This is a genomic window from Enterobacter cloacae complex sp. R_G8 (assembly GCF_024599795.1).
Classification (GTDB): Bacteria; Pseudomonadota; Gammaproteobacteria; order Enterobacterales; family Enterobacteriaceae; genus Enterobacter; species Enterobacter dissolvens.
In genome coordinates this window covers 3,132,759-3,157,978 of the sequence record NZ_CP102246.1, presented here as the reverse complement: position 1 = coordinate 3,157,978, position 25,220 = coordinate 3,132,759, and the positions used below count along the sequence as shown (strand labels likewise).

General features: G+C 54.9%; 30 protein-coding genes and 1 other annotated feature. Of the genes, 17 read left to right on the top strand and 13 right to left on the bottom strand.

Annotated elements, in window-relative coordinates; translation table 11 throughout:
- Positions 1-60: 60 nt before the first annotated feature.
- From NQ842_RS14975 to hxpB, 3 genes are all read right to left on the bottom strand, one after another.
- Positions 61-651 (bottom strand): metal-dependent hydrolase, encoded by a 591-nt coding sequence (locus NQ842_RS14975; protein WP_013097014.1) that lies wholly within the window; start codon positions 649-651, stop codon positions 61-63.
- Between the two features lie 93 nt (positions 652-744).
- Positions 745-1,506 (bottom strand): 2-dehydro-3-deoxy-D-gluconate 5-dehydrogenase KduD, encoded by a 762-nt coding sequence (gene kduD, locus NQ842_RS14970; RefSeq protein WP_125364979.1) that lies wholly within the window; start codon positions 1,504-1,506, stop codon positions 745-747.
- Between the two features lie 128 nt (positions 1,507-1,634).
- Positions 1,635-2,306: a hexitol phosphatase HxpB gene (gene hxpB / locus NQ842_RS14965; protein WP_257256035.1), complete on the bottom strand. Its 672-nt coding sequence runs from the start codon at positions 2,304-2,306 to the stop codon at positions 1,635-1,637.
- A 148-nt stretch (positions 2,307-2,454) separates the two neighbouring features.
- Here hxpB and NQ842_RS14960 point away from each other — a divergent pair, with 148 nt between their 5' ends.
- Positions 2,455-2,991 (top strand): YniB family protein, encoded by a 537-nt coding sequence (locus NQ842_RS14960; protein ID WP_014831543.1) that lies wholly within the window; start codon positions 2,455-2,457, stop codon positions 2,989-2,991.
- A gap of 36 nt (positions 2,992-3,027) precedes the next feature.
- Here the strand turns inward: NQ842_RS14960 and NQ842_RS14955 are convergent, their stop codons facing one another.
- From NQ842_RS14955 to pfkB, 3 genes are all read right to left on the bottom strand, one after another.
- Positions 3,028-3,888, bottom strand: a complete 861-nt coding sequence (locus NQ842_RS14955) for a fructosamine kinase family protein (RefSeq protein WP_014831544.1) — start codon at positions 3,886-3,888, stop codon at positions 3,028-3,030.
- Between the two features lie 105 nt (positions 3,889-3,993).
- Positions 3,994-4,284, bottom strand: a complete 291-nt coding sequence (gene ghoS, locus NQ842_RS14950) for a type V toxin-antitoxin system endoribonuclease antitoxin GhoS (protein ID WP_014831545.1) — start codon at positions 4,282-4,284, stop codon at positions 3,994-3,996.
- A gap of 103 nt (positions 4,285-4,387) precedes the next feature.
- Positions 4,388-5,320, bottom strand: a complete 933-nt coding sequence (gene pfkB / locus NQ842_RS14945) for a 6-phosphofructokinase II (protein WP_020688369.1) — start codon at positions 5,318-5,320, stop codon at positions 4,388-4,390.
- A gap of 295 nt (positions 5,321-5,615) precedes the next feature.
- Here pfkB and NQ842_RS14940 point away from each other — a divergent pair, with 295 nt between their 5' ends.
- Entirely contained in the window at positions 5,616-6,374 is a 759-nt protein-coding gene (locus NQ842_RS14940) for a YdiY family protein (RefSeq protein ID WP_014831547.1), read from the top strand.
- Between the two features lie 262 nt (positions 6,375-6,636).
- Positions 6,637-6,846 carry a hypothetical protein gene (locus tag NQ842_RS14935; RefSeq protein ID WP_096928325.1) on the top strand — a complete coding sequence of 70 codons (210 nt, stop codon included), beginning with the start codon at positions 6,637-6,639 and terminating at the stop codon, positions 6,844-6,846.
- 89 nt (positions 6,847-6,935) lie between these two features.
- On the opposite strand, the gene yniD is transcribed toward NQ842_RS14935, so the two are convergent.
- Together yniD and yncL are read right to left on the bottom strand one after the other, a co-directional pair.
- Positions 6,936-7,043, bottom strand: a complete 108-nt coding sequence (yniD, locus tag NQ842_RS14930; RefSeq protein ID WP_008500658.1) for a small membrane protein YniD — start codon at positions 7,041-7,043, stop codon at positions 6,936-6,938.
- Between the two features lie 85 nt (positions 7,044-7,128).
- Positions 7,129-7,221: a stress response membrane protein YncL gene (gene yncL, locus NQ842_RS14925; protein ID WP_023620707.1), complete on the bottom strand. Its 93-nt coding sequence runs from the start codon at positions 7,219-7,221 to the stop codon at positions 7,129-7,131.
- Positions 7,222-7,538: 317 nt separating this feature from the next.
- Between yncL and thrS the strand changes: the two genes are divergently transcribed.
- The 14 genes from thrS (at position 7,539) to selO (ending at position 20,296) form a co-directional block, all read left to right on the top strand.
- Positions 7,539-9,467, top strand: a complete 1,929-nt coding sequence (gene thrS / locus NQ842_RS14920) for a threonine--tRNA ligase (protein ID WP_014831549.1) — start codon at positions 7,539-7,541, stop codon at positions 9,465-9,467.
- Between the two features lie 3 nt (positions 9,468-9,470).
- Positions 9,471-10,013, top strand: a complete 543-nt coding sequence (infC, locus tag NQ842_RS14915) for a translation initiation factor IF-3 (protein ID WP_023616141.1) — start codon at positions 9,471-9,473, stop codon at positions 10,011-10,013.
- A gap of 97 nt (positions 10,014-10,110) precedes the next feature.
- Complete coding sequence (gene rpmI, locus NQ842_RS14910; protein ID WP_001124225.1) at positions 10,111-10,308, top strand: 50S ribosomal protein L35; 198 nt, start codon at positions 10,111-10,113, stop codon at positions 10,306-10,308.
- A gap of 50 nt (positions 10,309-10,358) precedes the next feature.
- Complete coding sequence (gene rplT / locus NQ842_RS14905; RefSeq protein WP_000124850.1) at positions 10,359-10,715, top strand: 50S ribosomal protein L20; 357 nt, start codon at positions 10,359-10,361, stop codon at positions 10,713-10,715.
- Positions 10,716-10,955: 240 nt separating this feature from the next.
- Positions 10,956-11,080, top strand: a sequence feature (Phe leader region).
- On the top strand, positions 10,961-11,005 hold the full coding sequence (pheM, locus tag NQ842_RS14900) for a pheST operon leader peptide PheM (protein ID WP_001386830.1): 45 nt from the start codon (positions 10,961-10,963) through the stop codon (positions 11,003-11,005). (Overlaps the previous feature by 45 nt.)
- A 62-nt stretch (positions 11,081-11,142) precedes the next feature.
- Positions 11,143-12,126: a phenylalanine--tRNA ligase subunit alpha gene (pheS, locus tag NQ842_RS14895; RefSeq protein ID WP_013097003.1), complete on the top strand. Its 984-nt coding sequence runs from the start codon at positions 11,143-11,145 to the stop codon at positions 12,124-12,126.
- A gap of 15 nt (positions 12,127-12,141) precedes the next feature.
- Positions 12,142-14,529 (top strand): phenylalanine--tRNA ligase subunit beta, encoded by a 2,388-nt coding sequence (gene pheT / locus NQ842_RS14890; protein WP_257256034.1) that lies wholly within the window; start codon positions 12,142-12,144, stop codon positions 14,527-14,529.
- Between the two features lie 4 nt (positions 14,530-14,533).
- Positions 14,534-14,833 (top strand): integration host factor subunit alpha, encoded by a 300-nt coding sequence (gene ihfA, locus NQ842_RS14885; protein ID WP_013097001.1) that lies wholly within the window; start codon positions 14,534-14,536, stop codon positions 14,831-14,833.
- 103 nt (positions 14,834-14,936) lie between these two features.
- Positions 14,937-15,917, top strand: a complete 981-nt coding sequence (gene btuC / locus NQ842_RS14880) for a vitamin B12 ABC transporter permease BtuC (RefSeq protein ID WP_046887856.1) — start codon at positions 14,937-14,939, stop codon at positions 15,915-15,917.
- 22 nt (positions 15,918-15,939) lie between these two features.
- Positions 15,940-16,491 carry a glutathione peroxidase gene (locus tag NQ842_RS14875; protein WP_050859562.1) on the top strand — a complete coding sequence of 184 codons (552 nt, stop codon included), beginning with the start codon at positions 15,940-15,942 and terminating at the stop codon, positions 16,489-16,491.
- Positions 16,491-17,246: a vitamin B12 ABC transporter ATP-binding protein BtuD gene (gene btuD / locus NQ842_RS14870; protein WP_063412802.1), complete on the top strand. Its 756-nt coding sequence runs from the start codon at positions 16,491-16,493 to the stop codon at positions 17,244-17,246. The genes NQ842_RS14875 and btuD overlap by 1 nt, the downstream gene beginning before the upstream one ends.
- A 74-nt stretch (positions 17,247-17,320) precedes the next feature.
- Positions 17,321-17,785 carry a C40 family peptidase gene (locus tag NQ842_RS14865; protein ID WP_014831554.1) on the top strand — a complete coding sequence of 155 codons (465 nt, stop codon included), beginning with the start codon at positions 17,321-17,323 and terminating at the stop codon, positions 17,783-17,785.
- Positions 17,786-18,078: 293 nt separating this feature from the next.
- Complete coding sequence (locus NQ842_RS14860; protein WP_014831555.1) at positions 18,079-18,789, top strand: EAL domain-containing protein; 711 nt, start codon at positions 18,079-18,081, stop codon at positions 18,787-18,789.
- Positions 18,790-18,853: 64 nt separating this feature from the next.
- Complete coding sequence (gene selO, locus NQ842_RS14855) at positions 18,854-20,296, top strand: protein adenylyltransferase SelO (protein ID WP_257256033.1); 1,443 nt, start codon at positions 18,854-18,856, stop codon at positions 20,294-20,296.
- Positions 20,297-20,335: 39 nt separating this feature from the next.
- Here selO and NQ842_RS14850 read toward each other — a convergent pair whose 3' ends face one another.
- From NQ842_RS14850 to NQ842_RS14830, 5 genes are read right to left on the bottom strand one after another with little or no spacing between them, the layout of a single operon-like run.
- Positions 20,336-21,106, bottom strand: a complete 771-nt coding sequence (locus tag NQ842_RS14850) for a 3-hydroxybutyrate dehydrogenase (protein ID WP_046887859.1) — start codon at positions 21,104-21,106, stop codon at positions 20,336-20,338.
- 10 nt (positions 21,107-21,116) lie between these two features.
- The gene (locus NQ842_RS14845) at positions 21,117-22,508 is read right to left on the bottom strand and encodes a GntP family permease (RefSeq protein ID WP_013096992.1); all 1,392 of its coding nucleotides are present in this window, start codon (positions 22,506-22,508) and stop codon (positions 21,117-21,119) included.
- A gap of 43 nt (positions 22,509-22,551) precedes the next feature.
- On the bottom strand, positions 22,552-23,733 hold the full coding sequence (locus NQ842_RS14840) for an acetyl-CoA C-acetyltransferase (RefSeq protein WP_257256032.1): 1,182 nt from the start codon (positions 23,731-23,733) through the stop codon (positions 22,552-22,554).
- A gap of 9 nt (positions 23,734-23,742) precedes the next feature.
- Positions 23,743-24,399, bottom strand: a complete 657-nt coding sequence (locus NQ842_RS14835) for a CoA transferase subunit B (protein ID WP_063426294.1) — start codon at positions 24,397-24,399, stop codon at positions 23,743-23,745.
- A 2-nt stretch (positions 24,400-24,401) separates the two neighbouring features.
- Positions 24,402-25,109 (bottom strand): CoA transferase subunit A, encoded by a 708-nt coding sequence (locus NQ842_RS14830; RefSeq protein WP_047023716.1) that lies wholly within the window; start codon positions 25,107-25,109, stop codon positions 24,402-24,404.
- Positions 25,110-25,220: the final 111 nt, after the last annotated feature.

Below are 25,220 nucleotides of genomic sequence, written 5' to 3'. Positions count from 1 at the left end.
GTGATGTCGCGCTTATATCCAAATGGAATGGGTTATGACAAATGCGATAATTTTGCTGGTTTACTGTTCAATCTGGTGATGAATAAAGCGATTGAACTGAAATTGCAGCGAATTGATCATCTGAGATGACCAGCGCACTGCACTGTTTTCGGGCAAGGTCTGCGGCATCCAGACGGCATAGGCGAACAGAGCCATGCACAACACGCGCTCAAGCTGATTCCCTTTCTGGGGAACGAGAACAGGCAGGCGGAAACGCCAGCGGCAGGGCCACAGTAGCGGTACGCCAGCAGGCGTCAGCATATCGGCGAGAATATGGCTCAAATAGCCCAGCACCATGCCCTGTATGGCATCGGCGGGCACTATCCAGCTTTCTGGCACTTTTAAATAGAACAGCGTCAGCAGGGCAAACACGGCCAGCAGACTGTGGGTAAACCCGCGATGGCCAAAGGCACGGGCGATAGGTTTTGAGATCCACTTCAGGCGTTGCCCAAGAAAAGATTTTGGATGGTCGATGTCGGGCAACAGGCAGGTTAGCACGGCAGAAGGAACAATATGCCACCAGTCCCCCTGTGCAAGCACGGGGGTAAGCTCAGCGTTTTTGGCAAATACTGCGCACGCAATGGAAAAAAGCAGGTGGCCTTCCGCCGTCATGATAAAACCCAGGAAACTGTCAATTCATACAGTATAGGGTTTTTATACAGTAGGCGGAAGAGGTGACGGTGTAACTCTTTGTCACAAAGCGGGTCAACGCGCCAGCCAGCCTCCGTCGACGGCCAGAGTGTGGCCGTTTACGTAATCTGAGGCGGCAGAGGCCAGAAACACCACCGGGCCCTGCAGGTCTTTCGGCTCGCCCCAGCGCCCGGCAGGAATGCGGTCAAGGATTTCCTGGCTACGCTGCTCGTCATCACGCAGTTGCTGCGTATTGTTGGTCGCCATGTAACCCGGTGCGATAGCGTTGACGTTAATACCATGCGCCGCCCACTCGTTTGCCAGCAGACGGGTGATCCCCAGCACGCCACTTTTTGAGGCCGTATAAGAGGGCACGCGGATGCCGCCCTGGAAGGAGAGCATTGAGGCGATGTTGATAATTTTTCCACCCTGACCCTGAGCGATGAACTGCTTTGCCACGGCCTGTGAGAGGAAAAAGACGGATTTCAGATTGAGGTCGATCACCTCATCCCAGTCCTTTTCCGTGAACGCCAGCGCATCTTCCCGGCGAATCGTCCCGGCGTTATTCACCAGAATATCAACGCGCCCCATCTCAGCGACGGCACGCTCCACGACGCCCTGAAGGCTCTCCTGCTGGCCGAGGTCGGCCCGAATGGCCGTAAACCGTCTGCCGAGCGCCGTCACGCTGGTCGCCGTTTTCTCAGGCGCTTTACGATTTACACCCACGATATCGCATCCCGCCTGTGCCAGCGCGATGGCCATGCCTTGCCCCAGCCCCGTATCGCACCCGGTGACGATGGCCACTTTTCCAGAAAGAGTAAAGGTATCCAGTATCATACGCGCCTCAGAAGCAGAGTATTGTCGTTCTGACGCTAAGAATAGGAGGCGGCTGTGAGAAATGCAAATGAAATGAAACGATGTTTTATTTTATTTTCAGGCAGCATGAGCTGCCTGAAACGCAGTGCTTATTCGCCTCGCAAGTGCTCCACTGCCAGCTCAGCGAGTGAGTTCAGCTTGACGTCGGCAAGCGCAAAACGCGGATCGTGCCGGCCCTCTTCAGCAGGAACGACAATGGAACGCATCCGTGCAGCTTTCGAGGCCACCATGCCGTTGACAGAATCCTCCAGCGCAACGCAGGTCAGCGGATCGAGGCCGAGCTTAGCGGCACAGTCCATATACACCTGGGGATGGGGCTTGCTGTAAGGGAGCTTTTCCGCAGAGGCCAGCGCATCGAAGCTGTCACGCAGTTCGAACATGGTCAGCACTTTTTCCAGCATATGCAGCGGGGAGGCGGAGGCCAGACCTACTTTCAGCCCCTGTGCTTTACACAGAGCGACAGCTTCACGGACGCCCGGCAACAGCGGCCTGGACTCTTCCACCAGCGCAATGGCGCGGCTGATTATGCGGGCGGTGACTTCATCGCGATCCGGGCCAACCCATGGCTGGTGGGCATACCAAAGATCAACCACCATATCGATGCGCAAGCCCAGCGTATCCGGGAGCTCATGGCGGCGGCTGATATCGACGCCGAGGCTGGCCATGACGTCCAGCTCGGCGCGATCCCAGAGCGGTTCGGAATCGATCAGTAATCCATCCATGTCAAAAATAGCGGCAAGAATTTGGCGCGGTGTCGACATCACAACGTCTCCTTATCAAGGGTGTACGACAGACGATACGTGCTAAGTACAATCTGCAATTTAGCATATTGCTTTTAAAGATCGGGCGAAAATGATGGTCAGCAGGTAGACTTAGCGACAAATAACGCGTCTTTATGAAGGGGAACTGATGACGTATCAACAAGCTGGACGCATTGCTGTCTTAAAACGGGTTGCGGGCTGGGTGATTTTTATTCCAGCCGTCATTTCAACGCTGATTTCTGTGCTCAAATTTATGTACGATCACAGCGAAAAACAGCCGGGTATTAATGCGGTTATGCTTGATTTTGCGCATGTCATGATTGAGATGATGCGTTTTAACACGCCATTTTTGAATGTCTTCTGGTTCAACTCGCCCACGCCGGACTTTCACCAACAGCTCAATATCGGTTTCTGGATTATCTATGCGCTGATCTTTATCGCCATGGCGTTACAGGCCTCTGGGGCACGCATGAGCCGTCAGACGCGTTTTTTACGTGAAGGGGTGGAAGACCAGATGATTCTGGAACAGGCCAAAGGCCCGGAAGGGATGACCCGCGAACAGATCGAGTCCCGCATTGTGGTTCCGCGTCACTCCATTTTCTTGCAAATTTTCCCGCTCTATATCCTGCCTGTGATCATTATTGTGGCGGGCTACTTCTTCTTCTCACTGCTCGGTTTTTTGTAGTCTGAACAGGGTGGCCTGTGGCCACCCGTCCTGACTTCACGCGGCCAGCATGCGCTCAAGCGCCCGCTGCGCGTTCACCAGATGCTCGCCCCCAAACAGAATCGCGCGGTTCATCAGGGTATACAGCTGATACACCGGCTGACGGTCGAGGAAACCCTGCGGTAAGGGGGAAATGGACTGATAGCCATCATAAATTTGTGGCGGCTGCTCGGGGTGCAGGGGCAGCATGGCGAGATCGCACTCTCTGTCGCCCCAGTAGCAGGCCGGATCAAAGATATAGGGACCGTGAGGGCCCAGCGCGCAGTTATCGGACCACAAATCGCCGTGCAGCAGGGAAGGCTGAGGCTGATGAGAGGCCAGGCGCTGCTGGACATGTTCGACGATGGCATCGATGTTGCCAAATTCGAGGCCTTTCTCGGCGGCCAGTTCCAGTTGCCAGCCGATACGCTGCTCGGCAAAGAATGTCGACCATCGGCGTTGCCAGGCGTTCGGCTGCGGTGTGGTGGAAAGATCGTTATCAAAGTCGAGACCAAACTGCGGCTGGTCGCTCCATTGATGCAGGCGCGCTATCTGCTGCCCCAGAATGAAAGCATTGTGGGCGTCCAGAGGACGGGGAGGGAGATATTCCATCACCAGAAAGCTGTAGTCACGATCGCTGCCCACGGCCAGCACCTCAGGGACGGTGACCGTTTTGCTGCGTGACAACAGTTCCAGCTGATCGGCTTCGGCGGTAAAAATAGGGAGCAGTTCTCGCTCATCGCATTTTACGAAGAGATCGCGCCCTGAGTAGCGAATATGCCATGCGGCGTGGATCTCTCCGCCTGGCAGTTCGTTACGCAGTTCAATTTCACCTTCGCCCAGTTGTTCACGTAAAAGATGACTGATAGCCTGCCACATGATCTCTCTCCCATGTTGTCTGCCAGATCATAAAGTTAGCGCATAACTGCGGTAAAAAAATACGAACTAACGCACACCTGAGCGGTTTACCTTCATGCAGGGCACTTATTGTTCTTTTTTCTGCCAGGTTTCCCAGGTATCCACATCAATTTCGGCAGGCTTGTCGGTCACACTCTCAACCAGGCTTTCAGCCAGCGCGCGAACCTCCTCATCGCTGAGGGCGCTTATCAGGCCGAATGCCAGCGTGCCTAAATCATGAATATTGCCTTCTTCATCCGTCAGCGTGAGCAGGAAATTGGCCCGGGTAAAGGCGTTGTTAAGCTCGTTCAGCTCGGTCAGCGACGCTTCATGAAGGTTCACGGTAACGACGTAGCGGGTGATGTCACCACTGCTCATAATTCACCTCATTGTTATCATGAAAGTTTTCTTAGCATAGTCGATAGTGTGTGTTTGGCGACTTTGCACTGTATTTCCCCTTCAGCGCGAAGGGGAAACCGGGTTAATTTCGGGACAGGTAATCGACAATTTTTTGCGTATCGGCCAGCGAACACAGCCGCGTTCCCTGGTTGATGGTTGCCGCGCTACCTGCCGCCACGCCGTAGCGCGTCATCTCCAGCAGCGTCGCGCCCTGCGCCAGTTTCAGCGTCATTGCCCCAACCATGCTGTCGCCTGCGCCTACGGTGCTCTGGCTTTTCATCGGCGGCGGGACAACCTGCACTGACCCCGTTTCATCCACGGCCAGCGCCCCCTGTGGGCCAAGAGAGACCACCACGCGTCGGGCTTTACCCGTGCGCACCAGCTCCTGGGCCGCGCTGCGCACATCATCTGGCTGAGTAAGTTCGCGGTTAACCAGCGCGCTCAGCTCTTTCTGGTTTGGTTTGACCAGTTCAAGATTGCCGGGCTCTAACGCTGCCTGCAACGCCTCGCCGCTGCTGTCTACGATACAGCGGATGCCGCGCTGCTGTGCGGCGCGAATGAGTGCCGTCAGCTTCTCCGTACTGACACCGGGCGGCAGACTGCCGCTGATCACCAGCAGTGAACCGCTTTCAATGGTCAGCACTTTTTCTTCAAGCTGACGAAACTCATCGTCGCTCAGTCTGGCGCCTGGCATCACAAAGCGATATTGCTCCCCGCTGGACTCTACGTGCACGTGCAGGTTTTGTCGCGTCCAGTCTTTGGCCTCGACCGTCTCTACGGCGACCTGTTCATCGGCCAGCAGGGAAACCAGGTGCTCGCCGGTGGCACCCCCGGCGGGGAAAATCGCCGTGGCTTTTCCACCAAGATGAGTGATGGCGCGTGCCACGTTGATCCCACCGCCGCCCGGCTCAAACACCGGGGCACTGCAGCGGAGTTTACCTTCCGGGTAAATCTGCGGCGTCAGGGTGGCGGAATCGAGGGAAGGGGAGAGCGTCAGGGTGTAGATAGAAACCATCATTACCTCCTTTTAGCGTGGGTTCCTTTTAGTCTGGCACCATTTAGCAGGAAGGCAATGTAAATAACAGTATGATTTTCAATATGAATAATGACAAAGCGAAGGTTAGGCGATATATAAAATAAAACGCATTTTGGGATCGTTCTTATTCAAAAAATGAAATAAGAAAACATTGCTATGTTATTTGCGGCTTTTTATAATTTGTTACCTTTCTCTGGACGCCTTGTCATTGATCCTCAAGAAAGTTTCCGGGACCGTGTGGTCTCTTTTTTTGTTGTACGGACTCCTTAATAAAATGAAGCTTTTGAAGACAGTGCCCGCTGCACTGATGCTGGCGGGTGGCGTGTTTGCGGCTATGAACGCGACCGCCGATGATTCCGTTTTTACTGTCATGGACGATCCCACCGCGGCGAAAAAACCTTTCGAAGGTAACCTGAATGCTGGTTACCTGGCGCAATCCGGTAACACGAAAAGCTCCTCTCTGACGGCGGATAGCACGTTGACCTGGTACGGTAACACCACCGCCTGGTCTCTGTGGGGAAACGCCAGCAACACCTCCGCTAACGATGAACGCTCTTCCGAGAAATATGCGGTAGGCGGACGTAGCCGTTACAACATGACTGACTATGACTACTTGTTTGGCCAGGCAAGCTGGCTGACTGACCGTTACAACGGTTATCGTCAACGCGATGTCTTCACTGCCGGTTATGGTCGCCAGTTCCTGAATGGACCGGTTCACAGCTTCCGTTTTGAATTCGGTCCGGGTGTCCGTTATGACGAGTACACCGACGGCGATACCAAAACGCAACCGCTCGGCTACGCGTCTGGCACCTATGCCTGGCAGATGACCGACAACACCAAATTCACCCAGGGTGTTTCTGTGTTTGGTGCCGACGACACAACGCTGAACTCTGAGACAGCGCTGAACGTGGACATCAACGAACACTTTGGCCTGAAAGTGGCTTATAACGTGACCTGGAACTCGTCACCTCCAGAGACTGCGCCGGATCATACCGACCGCAGAACCACGGTTTCACTGGGCTATAAAATGTAATGCAGGCGGGCCGATTATTTCGGCCCGTTTTTTATTTTCAGAAACTGTGCTGTTTTATATTAAACGCCGTTTTAAAATAATTGGTCCTCTGAATTCTTCTTAATTTCTTCATAATTTATCCCGGCTACACCTCATTCGTTTATTTGACACAAATTGATCAATAACCGGGCGAGGCAAAAGTATGATCCAGAGTTATACTGAACACTCAGGCAGACATTTGCCTTGAGTCGTATTGCATGACTTCAGAAAGAGAATAATGGTTATGAAAAAAATCCAAAATGCTGCTGCAGCAATGGTGCTTTCCGCACTCTCCTTTGGTGTGTTTGCTGCGGATGACGTCAGCCAGGCCGGGATAACTCGCACCTCTGACGTTGAAGCCGGTTCAAACATCGCGCCAGGAGCACAGTCTACCGGCCAATCGATGAATGACGCGTTTGACGTGCATAAACTGGTTGCAGGTGAATGGTCCTGACAGGTTATTGTGTATGTCACTATTCCACCTGTATTTCGTATTGACGAAAAACAGGTGGAATATATTTATGTATAACGTGAAATTTCCGCTTAGCCCCAAATCATCGCCGCCCAACGCAATAGCAGCATTGCACCGCAGATGGCAATCAATACCAGCACCATTTTCCAGTGTTTTACGGCAAATCGTTTTGTTGGCATAACCTAATCCTTGTCTGTTGATTCCTTCAGTCTACCAAAATATGCGCTGCGCAGGACAGAAGGTTATGCCATATCACCGGTTGGGTCAGAACCAGTGAAATCTCTCGGCAAGAATCAACGCTAAACCGGCAGCAGAAAGTATATTCAATATCACAACGGTTCTACTGGATACGTTCATGTGATGCCTCATGGCTGTGTCAGGACCTGTTCAAGAATAGCTCAACAATCGGGTATTGCGAGCTCTGGCTGGCGAACACGCGTGAACGGATACATCAAACGTTCAAACTGGTCGCAGAGGGTGCATATGCCCTGTCATTAGTGTTACCATTAGAAAGCCTGCCGTAAACCGGCATTAGTCTGATTTTGGCAGGTGCAGGATGACGAGCCAATTTGACGATTGTTGGTCAGATGGTTTCGTAATCTATTGTTAAACAATGATTATTTTCTTTGTATATGCTCTTATGTGTGGGGCATCACTGCAAATAAGGATATAAAATGCCTGTAATTACTCTTCCTGATGGCAGCCAACGCCATTTCGACCATGCTGTTAGCCCAATGGATGTTGCCCTGGATATTGGTCCTGGACTCGCGAAAGCGACCATCGCTGGCCGTGTGAATGGTGAGCTGGTTGATGCATCCGATCTGATCGAAAACGATGCGCAACTCTCTATCATCACCGCGAAAGATGAAGAAGGTCTGGAGATCATTCGTCACTCCTGTGCGCACCTGTTAGGTCATGCCATCAAACAGCTGTGGCCAAACACCAAAATGGCGATCGGCCCGGTTATCGACAACGGTTTCTACTACGACGTTGACCTTGACCACACCCTGACCCAGGAAGATATCGACGCGCTCGAGAAACGTATGCATGAGCTCGCCGAAACCAACTATGACGTCATTAAGAAGAAAGTCAGCTGGCACGAAGCGCGTGAAACCTTCGTGAAGCGTGGCGAGAGCTATAAAGTCTCTATTCTTGATGAGAACATTTCTCATGATGACAAGCCTGGCTTGTACCATCACGAAGAATACATCGACATGTGCCGTGGACCGCACGTGCCGAACATGCGCTTCTGTCATCACTTCAAACTGATGAAAATTGCTGGCGCCTACTGGCGTGGCGATAGCAACAATAAGATGTTGCAGCGTATTTATGGTACCGCGTGGGCAGATAAAAAAGCCCTGAACGCCTACCTGCAGCGCCTGGAAGAGGCGGCTAAGCGTGACCACCGTAAAATCGGTAAACAGCTTGACCTGTACCACATGCAGGAAGAAGCGCCGGGTATGGTCTTCTGGCATAACGATGGCTGGACTATCTTCCGTGAGCTGGAAACGTTCGTGCGTTCCAAGCTGAAAGAGTACCAGTATCAGGAAGTGAAAGGCCCGTTCATGATGGACCGTGTGCTGTGGGAAAAAACCGGCCACTGGGACAACTACAAAGATGCGATGTTCACCACCTCGTCTGAGAACCGTGAATACTGCATCAAGCCAATGAACTGCCCGGGCCACGTTCAGATCTTCAACCAGGGTCTGAAATCCTACCGTGACCTGCCGCTGCGTATGGCGGAGTTCGGTAGCTGCCACCGTAACGAGCCATCAGGTGCGCTGCACGGTCTGATGCGTGTTCGTGGCTTTACGCAGGATGATGCGCATATCTTCTGTACAGAAGATCAGGTACGTGATGAAGTTAACGCCTGTATTCGTATGGTCTACGATATGTACAGCACTTTTGGCTTCGAGAAGATCGTGGTCAAACTCTCAACGCGTCCGGAAAAACGTATCGGTAGCGATGAGACCTGGGACCGTGCAGAAGCGGATCTCGCCGTGGCGCTGGAAGAGAACGGAATTCCGTTTGAATACCAGCTGGGTGAGGGCGCCTTCTACGGTCCGAAAATTGAATTTACCCTGTATGACTGCCTCGATCGCGCATGGCAGTGCGGCACAGTACAGCTGGACTTCTCCCTGCCTCAGCGTTTAAGCGCCTCTTATGTTGGCGAAGACAACGAGCGTCAGGTCCCTGTAATGATTCACCGTGCTATTCTCGGTTCTCTGGAACGCTTCATTGGCATCCTGACCGAAGAGTTCGCGGGCTTCTTCCCAACCTGGCTTGCGCCGGTGCAGGTGGTGGTCATGAACATTACCGATTCTCAGGCGGATTACGTTAAAGAATTGACGCAGAAACTACAAAATGCGGGCATTCGCGTAAAAGCAGACTTGAGAAATGAGAAGATTGGCTTTAAAATCCGCGAGCACACTTTACGTCGTGTCCCGTATATGTTGGTCTGTGGTGATAAAGAGGTGGAAGCAGGCAAAGTTGCCGTTCGCACCCGCCGTGGTAAAGACCTGGGCAGCCTGGACGTAAGTGAAGTGATTGAGAAGCTGCAACAAGAGATTCGCAGCCGCAGTCTTCAACAACTGGAGGAATAAGGTATTAAAGGCGGAAAACGAGTTCAAACGGCACGTCCGAATCGTATCAATGGCGAGATTCGCGCCCAGGAAGTTCGCTTAACAGGTCTGGAAGGCGAGCAGCTGGGGATTGTGAGTCTGAGAGAAGCAATCGAAAAAGCTGAAGAAGCTGGAGTAGATTTAGTTGAAATCAGCCCTAACGCCGAACCGCCAGTTTGTCGTATCATGGACTACGGCAAGTTCCTTTATGAAAAAAGTAAGTCTTCTAAGGAACAGAAGAAGAAGCAAAAAGTTATCCAGGTTAAGGAAATTAAATTCCGTCCTGGTACCGACGATGGCGATTATCAGGTAAAACTCCGCAGCCTGATTCGCTTTCTGGAAGATGGCGATAAGGCCAAGATCACACTGCGTTTCCGCGGTCGTGAAATGGCCCACCAACAGATTGGTATGGAAGTGCTTAACCGCGTCCGTGACGATCTGAGTGAACTGGCAGTAGTCGAATCCTTCCCTACGAAGATCGAAGGCCGCCAGATGATCATGGTGCTCGCTCCTAAGAAGAAACAGTAAGGCCTTCAAGCAGCAAAATCTGTGGAGCCTTCGGGCCTCATAGGTTTTGCTCGCCTATGTTTCGTTTATTTAACAATGCGAAGTGGAAGTTATTAAAATGCCAAAAATTAAGACCGTACGCGGTGCTGCTAAGCGCTTCAAAAAAACCGGTAAAGGTGGTTTTAAGCACAAGCACGCTAACCTGCGTCACATTCTGACTAAGAAAGCTACCAAGCGTAAACGTCACCTGCGTCCAAAAGCCATGGTTTCTAAAGGCGATCTGGGCCTGGTCATCGCGTGCCTGCCGTACGCATAAGTCGTTAACGTTTAACTTTTTTAACTTAGAATAGATACAGGAGAGCACACATGGCTCGCGTAAAACGTGGTGTAATTGCACGTGCACGTCACAAGAAAATTTTGAAACAAGCTAAAGGCTACTACGGTGCGCGTTCACGCGTATACCGCGTTGCCTTCCAGGCTGTTATCAAAGCAGGTCAGTACGCTTACCGTGACCGTCGTCAGCGTAAGCGTCAGTTCCGTCAACTGTGGATTGCGCGTATCAACGCAGCAGCACGTCAGAACGGTATTTCTTACAGCAAATTCATCAACGGCCTGAAAAAAGCCTCTGTTGAAATCGACCGTAAGATCCTGGCTGACATCGCAGTATTCGACAAAGTCGCGTTCACCGCGCTGGTCGAAAAAGCGAAAGCAGCACTGGCATAAGCCAGTTGAGAGAGGGGGCTTAGCTCCCTCTTTTCATATACCCGTCATACTTCAAGCTGTACCTGCGTTGGCTGCGTTCGTTCACCCCAGTCACTTACTGATGTAAGCTCCTGAGGATTCTCTCTCTTGCCGCCTTGTTACAACTCGAATTATTTAGGGTATAACCTTATCAGAAGATTGACTTTTATCCGTGCAGGCTTTTCAATAAGGTCTTAACGGTTTTTACCACACAAGGTAACGCAAGCATGAATGCTGCTATTTTCCGCTTCTTCTTTTACTTTAGCACCTGATTTCAGGAGGCTAGCGCGTGAAAGATGAAACGAAAAACAGCGCCAGATAAGCCTCCTGATGGAGGCTTTTTTTGTGCCTGAATTTAAGAGAATACGTCCACCAAATCGGTGTCTGCACCGACATAATGAGGAAAATCATGTCACATCTCGCAGAGCTGGTTGCCAGTGCAACAGCCGCCATTAATCAGGCCTCAGATGTTGCCGCGTTAGACAATGTCCGCGTCGAATATCTGGGTAAGAAAGGGCACCTGACCCTTCAAATGACTACCCTGCGTGAGTTGCCGCCGGAAGAGCGTCCGGCAGCGGGTGCGGTGATAAACGAAGCCAAAGAGCAGGTGCAACAGGCTCTGAACGCGCGTAAAGCGGCGCTGGAAAGTGCCGTGCTGAATGCGCGTCTGGCGGCAGAGACGATCGACGTGTCTTTGCCGGGGCGCCGTATCGAAAACGGTGGTCTGCATCCGGTGACCCGCACCATCGATCGCATTGAAAGTTTCTTCGGTGAGCTCGGCTTTACCGTGGCGACTGGCCCGGAAATCGAAGATGATTACCATAACTTCGACGCTCTGAACATTCCTGGCCATCATCCGGCACGTGCTGACCACGACACTTTCTGGTTCGACGCCACCCGTCTGCTGCGTACACAGACCTCCGGCGTACAGATCCGTACCATGAAGGAACAGGAACCCCCGATCCGTATCATTGCACCGGGCCGCGTGTACCGTAACGATTACGATCAGACCCACACCCCTATGTTCCACCAGATGGAAGGGCTGATCGTGGATAAAAACATCAGCTTCACCAACCTGAAGGGCACGCTGCACGACTTCCTGAACAACTTCTTTGAGGAAGATCTGCAGGTGCGTTTCCGTCCGTCCTATTTCCCGTTCACCGAACCGTCTGCAGAAGTGGATGTGATGGGCAAAAACGGCAAATGGCTGGAAGTGCTGGGCTGTGGCATGGTGCATCCTAACGTACTGCGCAACGTGGGTATCGACCCGGAAGTCTACTCCGGCTTTGCGTTCGGTATGGGCATGGAGCGTCTGACCATGCTGCGTTATGGCGTGACCGATTTGCGTGCATTCTTCGAAAACGATCTGCGTTTCCTCAAACAGTTTAAATAAGGGCAGGACAGAACAATGAAATTCAGTGAACTGTGGTTACGCGAATGGGTGAACACCACGCTGGACAGCGAAGCGCTTTCCAACCAGATCACCATGGCGGGTCTGGAAGTTGACGGTGTAGAGCCGGTTTCTGGTGCTTTCACTGGCGTGGTCGTGGGCGAAGTGGTGGAGTGCGGTCAGCACCCTAACGCTGACAAACTGCGCGTCACCAAAGTCAATGTGGGTGGCGATCGTCTGCTGGATATCGTCTGCGGCGCGCCAAACTGCCGTCAGGGCCTGAAAGTGGCTGTGGCGACTGTCGGCGCCGTGCTGCCGGGCGATTTCAAAATTAAAGCGGCCAAACTGCGCGGCGAGCCGTCTGAAGGCATGCTGTGCTCGTTCTCCGAGCTGGGTATTTCCGACGATCACAACGGCATTATTGAACTGCCGCTGGGTGCGCCAATCGGCACCGATATCCGCGAATACCTGAAGCTCGATGACAACACCATCGAAATCAGCGTGACGCCAAACCGTGCGGACTGCTTAGGCATTATCGGCGTGGCTCGCGATGTTGCGGTGCTGAACCAGACCGAACTGAACGCGCCGGAGATTGCGCCGGTTGCTGCCACCATCAGCGACGTGCTGCCTATTCAGGTAGATGCGCCTGAGGCCTGCCCACGCTACCTCGGTCGTGTGGTGAAAGGTATCAACGTCAAAGCGCCAACCCCGCTGTGGATGAAAGAAAAACTGCGTCGCTGCGGTATCCGTTCTATCGATGCGGTTGTTGACGTGACGAACTATGTTCTGCTGGAACTGGGCCAGCCAATGCACGCGTTCGATAAAGATCGTATCGACGGTGGGATCGTCGTGCGTATGGCGAAAGAGGGTGAAACCCTGGTTCTGCTGGACGGCAGCGAAGCAAAACTGAATGCCGACACGCTGGTGATTGCCGATCACGGTAAGGCGCTGGCGATGGGCGGTATCTTCGGTGGTGAGCACTCTGGCGTGAACGATGAAACGCAAAATGTTCTGCTGGAATGTGCCTTCTTCAGCCCGCTCTCTATTACCGGTCGCGCACGTCGTCATGGTCTGCACACCGATGCCTCTCACCGCTACGAGCGCGGCGTTGACCCGGCGCTGCAGTACAAAGCGATGGAACGTGCGACCCGTCTGCTGATCGACATCTGCGGCGGCGAAGCGGGCCCGGTTATTGATGTAACCAACGAAGACATGCTGCCGAAGCGCGCGACCATTAGCCTGCGTCGCAGCAAGCTGGATCGTCTGATTGGCCACCACGTTGCCGATGCACAGGTCACCGACATTCTGAAGCGTCTGGGTTGCGACGTGACGGAAGGGCAGGACGAGTGGAAAGCCGTTGCGCCGTCATGGCGTTTCGACATGGAGATTGAAGAAGATCTGGTGGAAGAAGTGGCCCGCGTCTACGGCTACAACAACATCCCTGACGAGCCGGTACAGGCCGGTCTGGTGATGGGCTCCCACCGTGAAGCCGATCTCTCCCTGAAGCGTGTGAAAACCATGCTGAACGATAAAGGCTACCAGGAAGTGATCACCTACAGCTTTGTCGATCCTAAGCTGCAGCAGCTGATCCATCCAGGCCAGGACGCGCTGATCCTGCCAAGTCCGATCTCCAGCGAAATGTCGGCAATGCGTCTGTCACTGTGGACGGGTCTGCTGGGTACCATCGTTTATAACCAGAATCGCCAGCAAAACCGTGTGCGAATTTTCGAAAGCGGTTTGCGCTTTGTGCCGGATAATCAGGCAAATTTAGGCATCCGTCAGGATCTCATGCTGGCTGGCGCCATCAGCGGTAATCGCTATGAAGAGCACTGGGACCTGGCAAAAGGCACGGTTGATTTCTACGATATGAAGGGCGATCTGGAAGCCATTCTCGATCTGACCGGTAAATTATCTGAAATTGAATTCCGTGCAGAAGCCATTCCGGCACTCCATCCGGGCCAAAGCGCGGCTATCTATTTAGCGGGCAAACGCATTGGTTTTATTGGCGTTGTTCATCCTGAGCTGGAACGTAAACTGGACCTGAACGGCCGTACCATCGTGTTCGAGCTGGAATGGAGCCCGGTTGCAGACCGCGTGATTCCACAGGCGCAGGACGTCTCTCGCTTCCCGGCAAACCGCCGTGATATCGCGGTTGTGGTCGCTGAAAACGTGCCTGCAGCAGATATTTTGGCCGAGTGTAAGAAAGTTGGCGTAAATCAGGTAGTTGGCGTAAACTTATTTGACGTGTACCGCGGCAAGGGCGTAGCAGAAGGTTTCAAGAGCCTCGCTATCAGCCTTATCCTTCAGGATACCAGCCGTACACTCGAAGAAGAGGAGATTGCCGCTACCGTCGCCAAATGTGTAGAGGCATTAAAAGAGCGATTCCAGGCATCATTGAGGGATTGAACCTATGGCGCTTACAAAAGCTGAAATGTCAGAATATCTGTTTGATAAGCTTGGGCTTAGCAAACGGGATGCCAAAGAGCTGGTAGAGCTGTTTTTCGAAGAGATCCGTCGTGCTCTGGAAAATGGTGAGCAGGTAAAACTCTCCGGCTTTGGCAATTTTGATTTGCGAGACAAAAACCAACGTCCGGGCCGTAACCCGAAGACGGGGGAAGATATTCCCATTACAGCCCGCCGCGTGGTGACCTTCAGACCCGGACAGAAGTTAAAAAGCCGTGTCGAAAACGCAACGCCCAAAACAGAGTAATATGAACTAACTAAAAAGGCCGCTCTCGCGGCCTTTTTTCTTTGCTCTCGCTGGCAAACCCGCCGTAAAATCAATTACATCTCACGCTAATAAAACCGTACTCATGCTTGATTTTGCCCATCGCCAACAGCGTTCCGATCGACGCCGCCTGCTTTTGCTGGTGCTGCTGCTTTTTGTTGCCGCCGGTTTCAGCCTCTGCGCCGGTGACCAGTGGCTGGGCCCGGAACGCTGGTTGGGTCCTGACGGACAGCTTTTCGTCTGGCAAATTCGTCTGCCGCGCACGCTGGCGGTGATCCTTGTCGGCGCCGCACTGGCGCTCTCGGGCACCATTATGCAGGCGTTATTTGAAAATCCCCTGGCGGAGCCTGGGCTGCTCGGCGTGTCAAATGGTGCCGGCGTGGGGCTGATTGCCGCGGTGATGCTCGGCGGTGGGGCGCTTTCGGCCTGGGGAGTCAGCCTTAGCGCCATCGTTGGCGCATTGCTGATCACCCTTATTCTCCTGCGCTTCGCTCGCCGCCATTTATCAACCAGCCGGCTGCTGCTGGCCGGTGTTGCGCTGGGGATCATCTGCAGTGCGTTGATGACCTGGGCGGTCTACTTCTCCACCTCGTTTGATCTGCGACAGCTGATGTACTGGATGATGGGCGGATTTGGTGGCGTAGACTGGCAACAGGGATGGCTGATGGTACTGCTGATCCCGGTCATTCTGTGGGCCAGCGTGCAGTCGCAGCCGCTGAATATCCTCGCGCTCGGTGAAACTTCAGCCCGCCAGCTCGGTATGCCAATTGGCGTCTGGCGTAATGCGCTGGTGATGGCCATCGGCTGGCTGGTCGGCGTAAGCGTGGCGCTGGCAGGGGCGATTGGCTTTATCGGGCTGATTATCCCGCACATGCTGCGTCTTTGTGGCATCACCGACCATCGGACCTTACTTCCCGCCTCGGCGGTGGCCGGGGCGGCAACGCTGCTGGTGGCGGATATCATCGCCAGGCTTGCCCTGACCGCCGCTGAGTTGCCCATCGGCGTGGTGACCGCCACGCTGGGCGCGCCGGTGTTTATCTGGCTACTATTAAAAGCTGGACGTTAAATCGACAACCTGAGGAAATGCTATGCAGTCTGATATTCTGAATACCGAAGTGACCACCATTGACGGGGACAAAACCACCCTGGAGCACTACAAAGGCAACGTGTTGCTCATCGTGAACGTGGCCTCCAAATGTGGTCTGACGCCGCAGTACGAGCAGCTGGAGAACATTCAGAAAGCCTGGGAAAAAGACGGCTTTACCGTGCTGGGCTTCCCGTGCAATCAGTTCCTGGGTCAGGAGCCGGGCAGCGAAGAGGAGATCAAAACGTTTTGCAGCACCACCTATGGTGTGACGTTCCCGATGTTCAGCAAAATTGATGTGAATGGCGAAAATCGTCATCCGCTGTATGCCAAACTGGTGGCCGCCGCGCCGACCGCCGTGGCACCGGAAGGCAGCGGCTTCTACGAGCGTATGGCCAGCAAAGGGCGCGCGCCGCTCTATCCGGACGACATTCTGTGGAATTTTGAAAAATTCCTGATTGGTCGTGACGGCCAGGTTGTTCAGCGTTTTTCTCCGGATATGACGCCTGAAGATCCTATCGTGATGGAGTCAATTAAGCTGGCGCTGGCGAAATAATGACATTGCTGATGCAGCTCACGGACGTTGCCGAGACGGGGCGTCTGGAGCCGGTGACGGCGGCCATCCGTGCAGGTGAAATCCTGCATCTGGTGGGGCCGAACGGGGCAGGGAAAAGTACGTTGCTGGCACGCATGGCGGGGCTGACCTTCGGGCCAGGCTCGATTACGTTGCTCGACAATCCTCTGAGCGACTGGTCGGCGGTCTCGCTGGCGCATCGGCGAAGCTACCTCGTTCAGCAGCAGCTCCCGCCGTTTGCGATGCCGGTCTGGCACTACCTGATGTTGCATCTGCACGATAAACAGCAGACGACGCTGCTCAGGGAGGTGGCGGCAGCGTTGGGGTTAGAGGACAAACTTTCCCGACATGCCAGCCAGCTTTCCGGTGGCGAGTGGCAGCGCGTCCGTCTGGCGGCGGTGATTCTTCAGATCCACCCGGCTGGCAATCCTCACGGGCGGCTGTTGCTGCTGGATGAGCCGATGAGCGGTCTGGACGTGGCGCAACAGGCCGCGCTGGACACGTTGCTCAGCGCGCTGTGTCGACAAGGCATTGCCGTGGTGATGAGCAGCCATGACCTGAACCATACGCTGCGCCATGCGCACAGCGTCTGGCTTCTGGCGCGCGGGAGGCTGATCGCCAGCGGCACGCGCGATAGCGTCCTTACGCCGCCAAATCTTGCTCGTGCCTACAATATGCCGTTCCGCAGACTGGATATCGAAGGACATAAGATGCTGATTTCTACCGCGCAGGAGTAACCGTTTCTTGCCTGTTAGCGCCATTGCACGCTAAATTACGAAAAGAATAAAAAAAGCAGAGGATTCGTCTGGACATGCGATTCTGGTTTCTCCTGGTGGCAGTGTTATTTCTTGCGGGATGCAGTAGCCATCGCGCACCGCCGCCTAACCCACGACTTTCAGATTCAATCACCGTGATTGCCAGCCTGAACGATCAGCTGAGCAACTGGCGCGGGACACCTTATCGCTACGGTGGCATGAGTCGCGGTGGGGTGGATTGCTCCGGCTTCGTGCTGATGACGTTTCGCGATAAGTTCGATTTACAGCTTCCTCGCGAAACGCGCAAACAGGCTGAAATCGGTACCGAAATTGATAAAGATGAGTTGTTACCTGGCGACCTGGTTTTTTTCAAAACCGGTTCGGGTGAAAGTGGTCTGCATGTAGGCATTTATGATACTGATAATCAGTTTATTCATGCGTCGACCAGTCGCGGGGTGATGCGTTCTTCCCTCGATAATGTTTACTGGCGTAAAAATTTCTGGCAGGCACGACGTATTTAGTCAGCCACCGACATCGCATTTCTGACGGCATGGCACTATTACACCATGCCGTTTTTTTGCAAATAAGATGATTAAAGTTAAATTTACGACAAATTACTTATGTCCTTATGTGTCTGTTTTATCTAAAACTGGCTATTACTCAGTAACCAGGATAAGATTATTTTAGATTCAGGGATAAATCTGAAAATTAATACGGATCTAATGAAATTAAACTTATTAAAATCAAGACAGTGGAATTGTGTCAGCAATTGCTCCAGGATGTCCTCTCTCATCTTTAATGCGGGGCGAGTGCAATGATTATTACGCTAGATAATGCCTACCAGTCTGAACTGTTGCTCCAGCCTGCCCGCAATAACGCAGGTGAGCTTAAAGGTTTAGAGGTAGTGGTTAACTTTACTGGCGTCGGCAGCGATGTACGGATCCCCACTGAACTCGTTATCCCGCGTCTGACAGCGGCAGAAGAGTTAGCGCTGTTTCACGAAAAACTGCAATTGCTTGATACCTGCAAACTGTTTTTTATTCAGCATCAGTTAATTGCATGGATCAATATTACACCTGTAATAGTTGAGTTTTTATTAACTAAAGGGAACGCTGTTTCAATACTTGAGCGTTATCCGTTTCTTGAGTTTACTGTTAATGAGAATTATCCAGGTTTAAATAACGGGAAAGACGATCTGGAACTGGCGAGAATGGCGATTCATTTTCCGTTGGTGCTGGCAAACTTTGGTGCCGGTGAAGCATCGCTTAAAGCCGTTTATGATGGTTTGTTTAAACGTGTCATTCTGGACAAAGGGTTTATCCAGCAGCACGCTTCTGCGCTTTCTTTTGAGCCATTTATGCGCGCAATCCTGTGGCAAATAACGCCTCACTGTCAGTCAGTGCTGGTCGCCGGTATCGACGATCATAGCCTGTTGCAACGCGTCTTATCCTTCAACTTTGGTGCCATGCAGGGGGCGCTGTGGCCTGCCGTCTCTGCCGGGCGCGTCACCACGCTGGTTCAGTGATAACCCTTTCTTTCGCCCGTGTTTAAGTCCGGGTAAACCCTCTACACTAAAAGCAGGAGGACTTATGACCCTGTCTTTTACTACGCACTGGCATGATGAGTTGCCGGGCTTTTATACCGCACTCAAACCAACACCATTACAACATTCCCGTCTTGTCTGGCATAACGATTCGCTGGCAGAAGACCTGGCTATCCCGCCGGAGATGTTCCAGCCCTCAGACGGCGCGGGCGTCTGGGGAGGGGAAACGCTTCTGGCCGGCATGCAGCCTCTCGCTCAGGTGTATAGCGGACACCAGTTTGGCGTCTGGGCAGGACAACTGGGGGACGGCCGCGGGATCCTGCTCGGGGAGCAACAACTCCCCGGCGGAGAGACGATGGACTGGCACCTGAAAGGGGCGGGCCTCACGCCCTATTCACGCATGGGCGACGGGCGTGCGGTGCTGCGTTCAACCATCCGCGAAAGTCTGGCGTCGGAAGCAATGCATGCGCTGGGGATCCCCACCACGCGCGCGCTGTCGATCGTGACCAGTGACACCCCGGTGGTCCGCGAAACCGTAGAGAAAGGGGCAATGCTGATGCGCATTGCACAAAGCCATCTGCGTTTCGGCCATTTTGAACACTTTTATTATCGTCGCGAGCCGGAGAAAGTGCGCCAGCTGGCGGATTACGCGATCCGACGGCACTGGCCACAATTACAGGACGAGGCCGATAAATATCACCTCTGGTTCCGGGATATTGTTGCCCGAACGGCCACAATGATTGCCCGCTGGCAAACCGTTGGGTTTGCCCATGGCGTGATGAACACCGATAACATGTCAATTCTGGGGCTGACCTTTGATTACGGTCCGTTTGGTTTTCTGGATGACTACCAGCCGGGGTATATCTGCAACCACTCGGACTATCAGGGACGCTACAGCTTTGACAATCAGCCGGCAGTGGGGCTGTGGAATCTGCAGCGTCTGGCGCAATCTCTGTCGCCGTTTATCGACGTTGATGCCCTGAATGATGCGCTCGACGGATACCAGGAGACATTGCTGCGCGAATACGGCGCGCTGATGCGCAACAAGTTGGGGCTGATGACGCAGGAGAAAGGCGATAACGCTATTCTGAATGGTTTGTTTGCGCTTATGGCGCGTGAGGGCAGCGATTATACCCGTACCTTCCGTATGCTCGGTCAGACGGAGCAGCACAGCGCCGCCTCGCCGTTGCGCGACGAATTTATCGACCGACAGGGGTTTGACGACTGGTTTGCCACCTACCGGGCGCGCCTGCAGCAAGAGCAGGTGGATGATGCGGCCCGGCAGACGCAGATGAACGCGGCGAACCCGGCGATGGTCTTGCGCAACTGGCTGGCGCAGCGGGCGATTGAACAGGCTGAACGAGGTGAGTATGACGAGTTGCACCGTCTGCACGTGGCATTGCGCACGCCGTTTGCCGACCGGGACGATGACTATGTCAGCCGTCCGCCAGACTGGGGCAAACGGCTGGAAGTCAGCTGCTCAAGCTAATGTTTTGGCCGGGAAGCACAGGCTTGCCCGGCCGATACGTCACTGGGCGACCCACCCGCCGTCCATATTCCACGCCGCGCCCCGCACGTGCACGGCGCTGTCGCTACATAAAAACAGCGCCAGTTCACCCAGCTGTTCCGGCGTCACAAATTCTCCTGAGGGCTGTTTCTCCGCAAGCAACTGCTCGCGCGCCCGATCCGCAGGCACACCTTCCGCGATACGTTTGTCGATCTGCTGCTGAACCAGCGGCGTAAGCACCCATCCCGGGCAGATGGCGTTAGCGGTAATACCGGTGCGGGCAGTCTCCAGCGCCAGGGATTTTGTAAAACCGACCACCCCATGCTTGGCGGCGACATAGGCAGACTTCTCTTTTGATGCCACCAGCCCATGCACGGAGGCGATATTAATGATGCGTCCCCAGTTTTTCTCCCGCATTGCAGGCAGCGCCAGTCGGCTGGTGTGAAACACCGACGAGAGGTTAATGGCAATAATGTCGTTCCATTTCTCCACCGGGAACGCCTCAACCGGGGCGACATGCTGTATCCCGGCATTATTGACAAGAATATCCACCCCGCCGAATTGCGTGTCGGCGTAGCGCATCATGGCTTCGATTTGCAGGACGTCACGCAGATCCGCATCGTGATAACCCGGCGTTTTCCCCAGCCGGGTAATCTCTTCTCTTGCCGCGTCACTGTCGCCAAAGCCGTTGAGGATCAGCTGCGCCCCGGCCTTCGCCAGTACGCGGGCGATGCCCAGACCAATACCGCTGGTCGAGCCGGTGACCAGCGCCGTTTTACCGTTCAGATTCATTTGATTCTCCTTACACAATGCCGGTGAGATAGAACACGGCAATGACAAAAAGCACCGCCAGACTTTTGATGATCGTGATGGCGAAAATACCGCCGTAGGCCTGACGATGGCTAAGACCGGTGATGGCCAGCAGGGTGATCACCGCGCCGTTATGGGGGAGCGTATCCATACCACCGCTGGCCATAGAAGCCACCCGGTGCAGGACCTCCAGCGGAATATTCGCGGCATGGGCGGCGGCGACAAAGCTGTCTGCCATGGCCGCCAGCGCAATGCTCATCCCACCTGAAGCCGAACCGGTGATCCCGGCGAGAACGGTCACGCTGATCGCTTCATTCAGTAACGGGTTCGGAATGGCCGCCAGCGCGTGGGATAAGACCAGAAAGCCGGGCAGGGCGGCGATAACGGCACCAAAACCATATTCCGAGGCGGTATTCATCGCCGCCAGGATCGCGCCGCTCACTGCCGTCCGGCTACCTTCCGCCAGACGCCCACGGATATTGCGAAAGCCAAAGATCAGCACCAGCACGATACCGGAAATCAGCGCGGCTTCCACGGCCCAGATGGCGGTGATCTTGCTGACCTCGGTCACAATCGGCTTTGCCAGCCCGGGCAGAGTCAGCTCGTGGCTGGTGCCATACCAGCCGGGGATCCAGCGGGTAAACAGCAGGTTGAGGATCCCCACCACCAGCAGAGGGGAGATCGCAATCAGCGGATGGGGAAGGTTAATGTTGTCCGGTGTTTCCGGTTCGTTTTTCAGATCCGTGCCGTAACCTTCGTTGTTATTCAGCGCTTTCCGCCGCTGACGCTCCAGCCAGAGCAGGCCAAAGCAGATAATAAACAGCGAACCAATCAGCCCCAGCCAGGGGGCAGCCCAGGCGTTTGTACCGAAGAAGCTGGTGGGGATAATATTCTGGATCTGCGGCGTGCCGGGCAGGGCATCCATGGTGAACGAGAACGCCCCCAGCGCCACGGTCGCCGGGATCAGCCGTTTGGGGATCCCGCTCTGGCGAAACAGTTCGGCGGCGAACGGATAAACGGCAAACGCCACCACGAAGAGCGACACGCCGCCGTAGGTTAACAGCGCGCAGACCAGCACAATCACCGGAATGGCGTGGCGGCGGCCAAGGATCTGAATCGCTGCGGCGACAATGGAGCGTGAGAAGCCGGAGAGTTCAATCAGCTTGCCAAACACGGCGCCCAGCAGGAACACCGGGAAGTAGAGCTTGACGAAGCCCACCATCTTTTCCATGAACAGGCCGGTAAACGTCGGGCCGACAGCGCCCGGGTCGGTCAACAGCACGGCACCCAGCGCCGCAATGGGCGCAAACAGAATAACGCTATATCCGCGATAGGCCGCCAGCATCAGCAGGGCCAGCGCCGCCAGGGCAATTAACACACTCATTGCGACTCCTTACTGTTGTTATATTCGGGTACTCACGAGAGGTTTAACGCTCGACGGTCAGCGCAATGCCTTGCCCGCCGCCTACGCACAGGGTGACGAGCCCTTTTTTGGCGTCACGGCGCTGCATCTCATGCAGCAGCGTCACAAGGATCCGACAGCCGGATGCACCAATCGGATGGCCCAGCGCGATAGCGCCACCGTTGACATTGACTTTGCGCGTATCCCAGCCGAGCAGTTTGCCGACCGCCAGCGCCTGCGCGGCAAAGGCTTCATTGGCTTCGATGAGATCCACCTCATCCAGCGTCCAGCCCGCCCGTGCCAGCGCAATCTGGCAGGCACTGACGGGACCGATGCCCATTACGGACGGGTCGACCCCGGTAACGGCGTAGCTCACGATCCGGCCCAGCACCGGTAGTCCGCTCGCCCGCGCTTTTTCTTCGCTCATCAGCAACACCGCGGCGGCGCCATCGTTCAGGGTGGAGGCATTCCCCGCGGTGACCGTGCCGTCCTCCTGGCGAAACGCGGGGCGCAGTTGCGCAAGCTGCTCTGCGGTGGTTCCTGGCCGGGGTTGTTCGTCATGACGAATCACCAATGGCGGCTTCTTGCCCTGTTTTACCGTTACCGGGGCAATCTCGGCCTCAAAGCGAGCAGATTCGATGGCAGACGCCGCCTTTTGCTGTGACCCGGCGGCGAAGGCATCCTGCTGCTCGCGTGAAATGCCGTACTGCCGGGCGACGTTTTCCGCGGTGATCCCCATGTGGTAATCGTTAAACGCATCCCACAGGCCGTCGACGATCATGCTGTCCTGCAGGCCCGTGTGGCCAAAACGCAGCCCGGAACGGGCGCCGTCCAGCAGGTAAGGGGCATTGCTCATGCTCTCCTGACCGCCCGCGATCACCACCTCTGCGTCGCCACAGCGGATAGCCTGTGCCGCAAGCTGTACCGCCTTCAGCCCCGCGCCGCAGACCAGATTGACCGTGGTGGCGGGGGTACTGACGGGCAGCCCGGCGGCGATAGCCGTCTGACGCGCCGGGTTTTGTCCGCAGCCTGCCGTCAGCACCTGCCCAAAAATCAGTTCGTCTGTGTCACCTGCCGAAAGCGAGCTCTCCTCAAGCAGGCGGCGCACCACGACCGCACCCAGCTCAACCGCGGAAAGGGTCGAGAGCGAGCCGCGAAAACTGCCAATCGGCGTTCGCGTTGCCCCGACTATCATGACGTTTTTCATGTTGAGTCCTCAGCTAAAGCGCATTTCGCGAACGTCGTCCGCCACAATGATTTTCCCGGCGGTTTTGTTGACGATGTCGTCAATGCTGACGCCGGGGGCGTATTCCCGCAGAATGAACGCACCGTCTTTAATTTCCAGCAGTGCCAGGTCGGTTAACACCCGGTGAATGCAGCCCACCCCGGTGAGCGGCAGCGTGCAGCGTGACAGCAGTTTTGACTCACCGCTTTTCGAAGCATGGGTCATCACGACGATGATGTTCTGCGCCCCGGCGACGAGATCCATGGCGCCGCCCATGCCTTTCACCATCTTTCCGGGGATCATCCACGAGGCGATGTTGCCTTCGACGTCCACCTCAAACGCCCCCAGCACCGTGAGGTCGACGTGACCGCCCCGGATCATGGCGAACGACTGGGCCGAGTCGAAAATGGCGGCACCGGTTCGCGCGGTAACGGTCTGCTTACCAGCGTTGATCATGTCGGCATCAAGACTCTGCGCATCGGGAAATTCCCCCATCCCCAGCAGTCCGTTTTCTGACTGGAGCATCACGTCCATGCCGTCCGGGATGTAGTTCGCCACCAGCGTCGGGATGCCGATCCCCAGGTTGACGTAGTAACCGTCGCGCAACTCGCGGGCGACGCGCATGGCCATCTGTTCGCGGGTTAACATGGTCAGACTCCCTCTGCGCGCAGCGTGCGCTGTTCAATGCGTTTCTCAAACTGGCCGACAATCAGCCTGTCGACGTAAATTCCCGGAGTGTGGATCGCGGACGGCGGCAGCTCACCCGGCGGGACAATCTCTTCCACCTCCACCACGGTTATCCGTCCTGCGGTGGCCATCAGCGGGTTGAAATTCTGCGCGGTATGGCGATAGATAACGTTGCCGTACCAGTCCGCTTTCCAGCCCTTGATAAGCGCAAAATCGCCGGTGATGGCCTCTTCAAGGATGTAGTGCTTACCGGCAAACTGACGTACCTCTTTCCCTGCGGCCACGGGCGTGCCATAGCCAGTAGCCGTGTAAAATGCCGGAATACCGGCCCCGCCCGCGCGCACCTTTTCGGCCAGCGTGCCCTGGGGCGTCAGCTCAATCTCCAGTTCTCCGCTCAGCACCTGCTGTTCGAACAGCGCGTTCTCGCCGACGTAAGACGCCACCACCTTCCGCACCTGGCGCGTCTCCAGCAGCAGCCCGAGCCCGAAACCATCCACGCCGCAGTTGTTCGAGACCACCGTCAGGCCCTGCACCTGACGGCGTTTGACTTCCGCAATCAGATTTTCAGGAATACCGCACAGGCCAAAGCCGCCCGCCAGCAATGTCATCCCGTCCGTCAGCCCCTCCAGCGCCTGCGCATAGCTGCCGACGCGCTTATCCAGTCCTGCCATAACCATCCCTCCTGTTGTCCGTGGCGGTATCATTGGGGGCGACGACTCTTTTGTTAATTTTGAATTTGTGACCCACTCATTTGGTTTTTTTATTAATTTCCTGTTAACTAA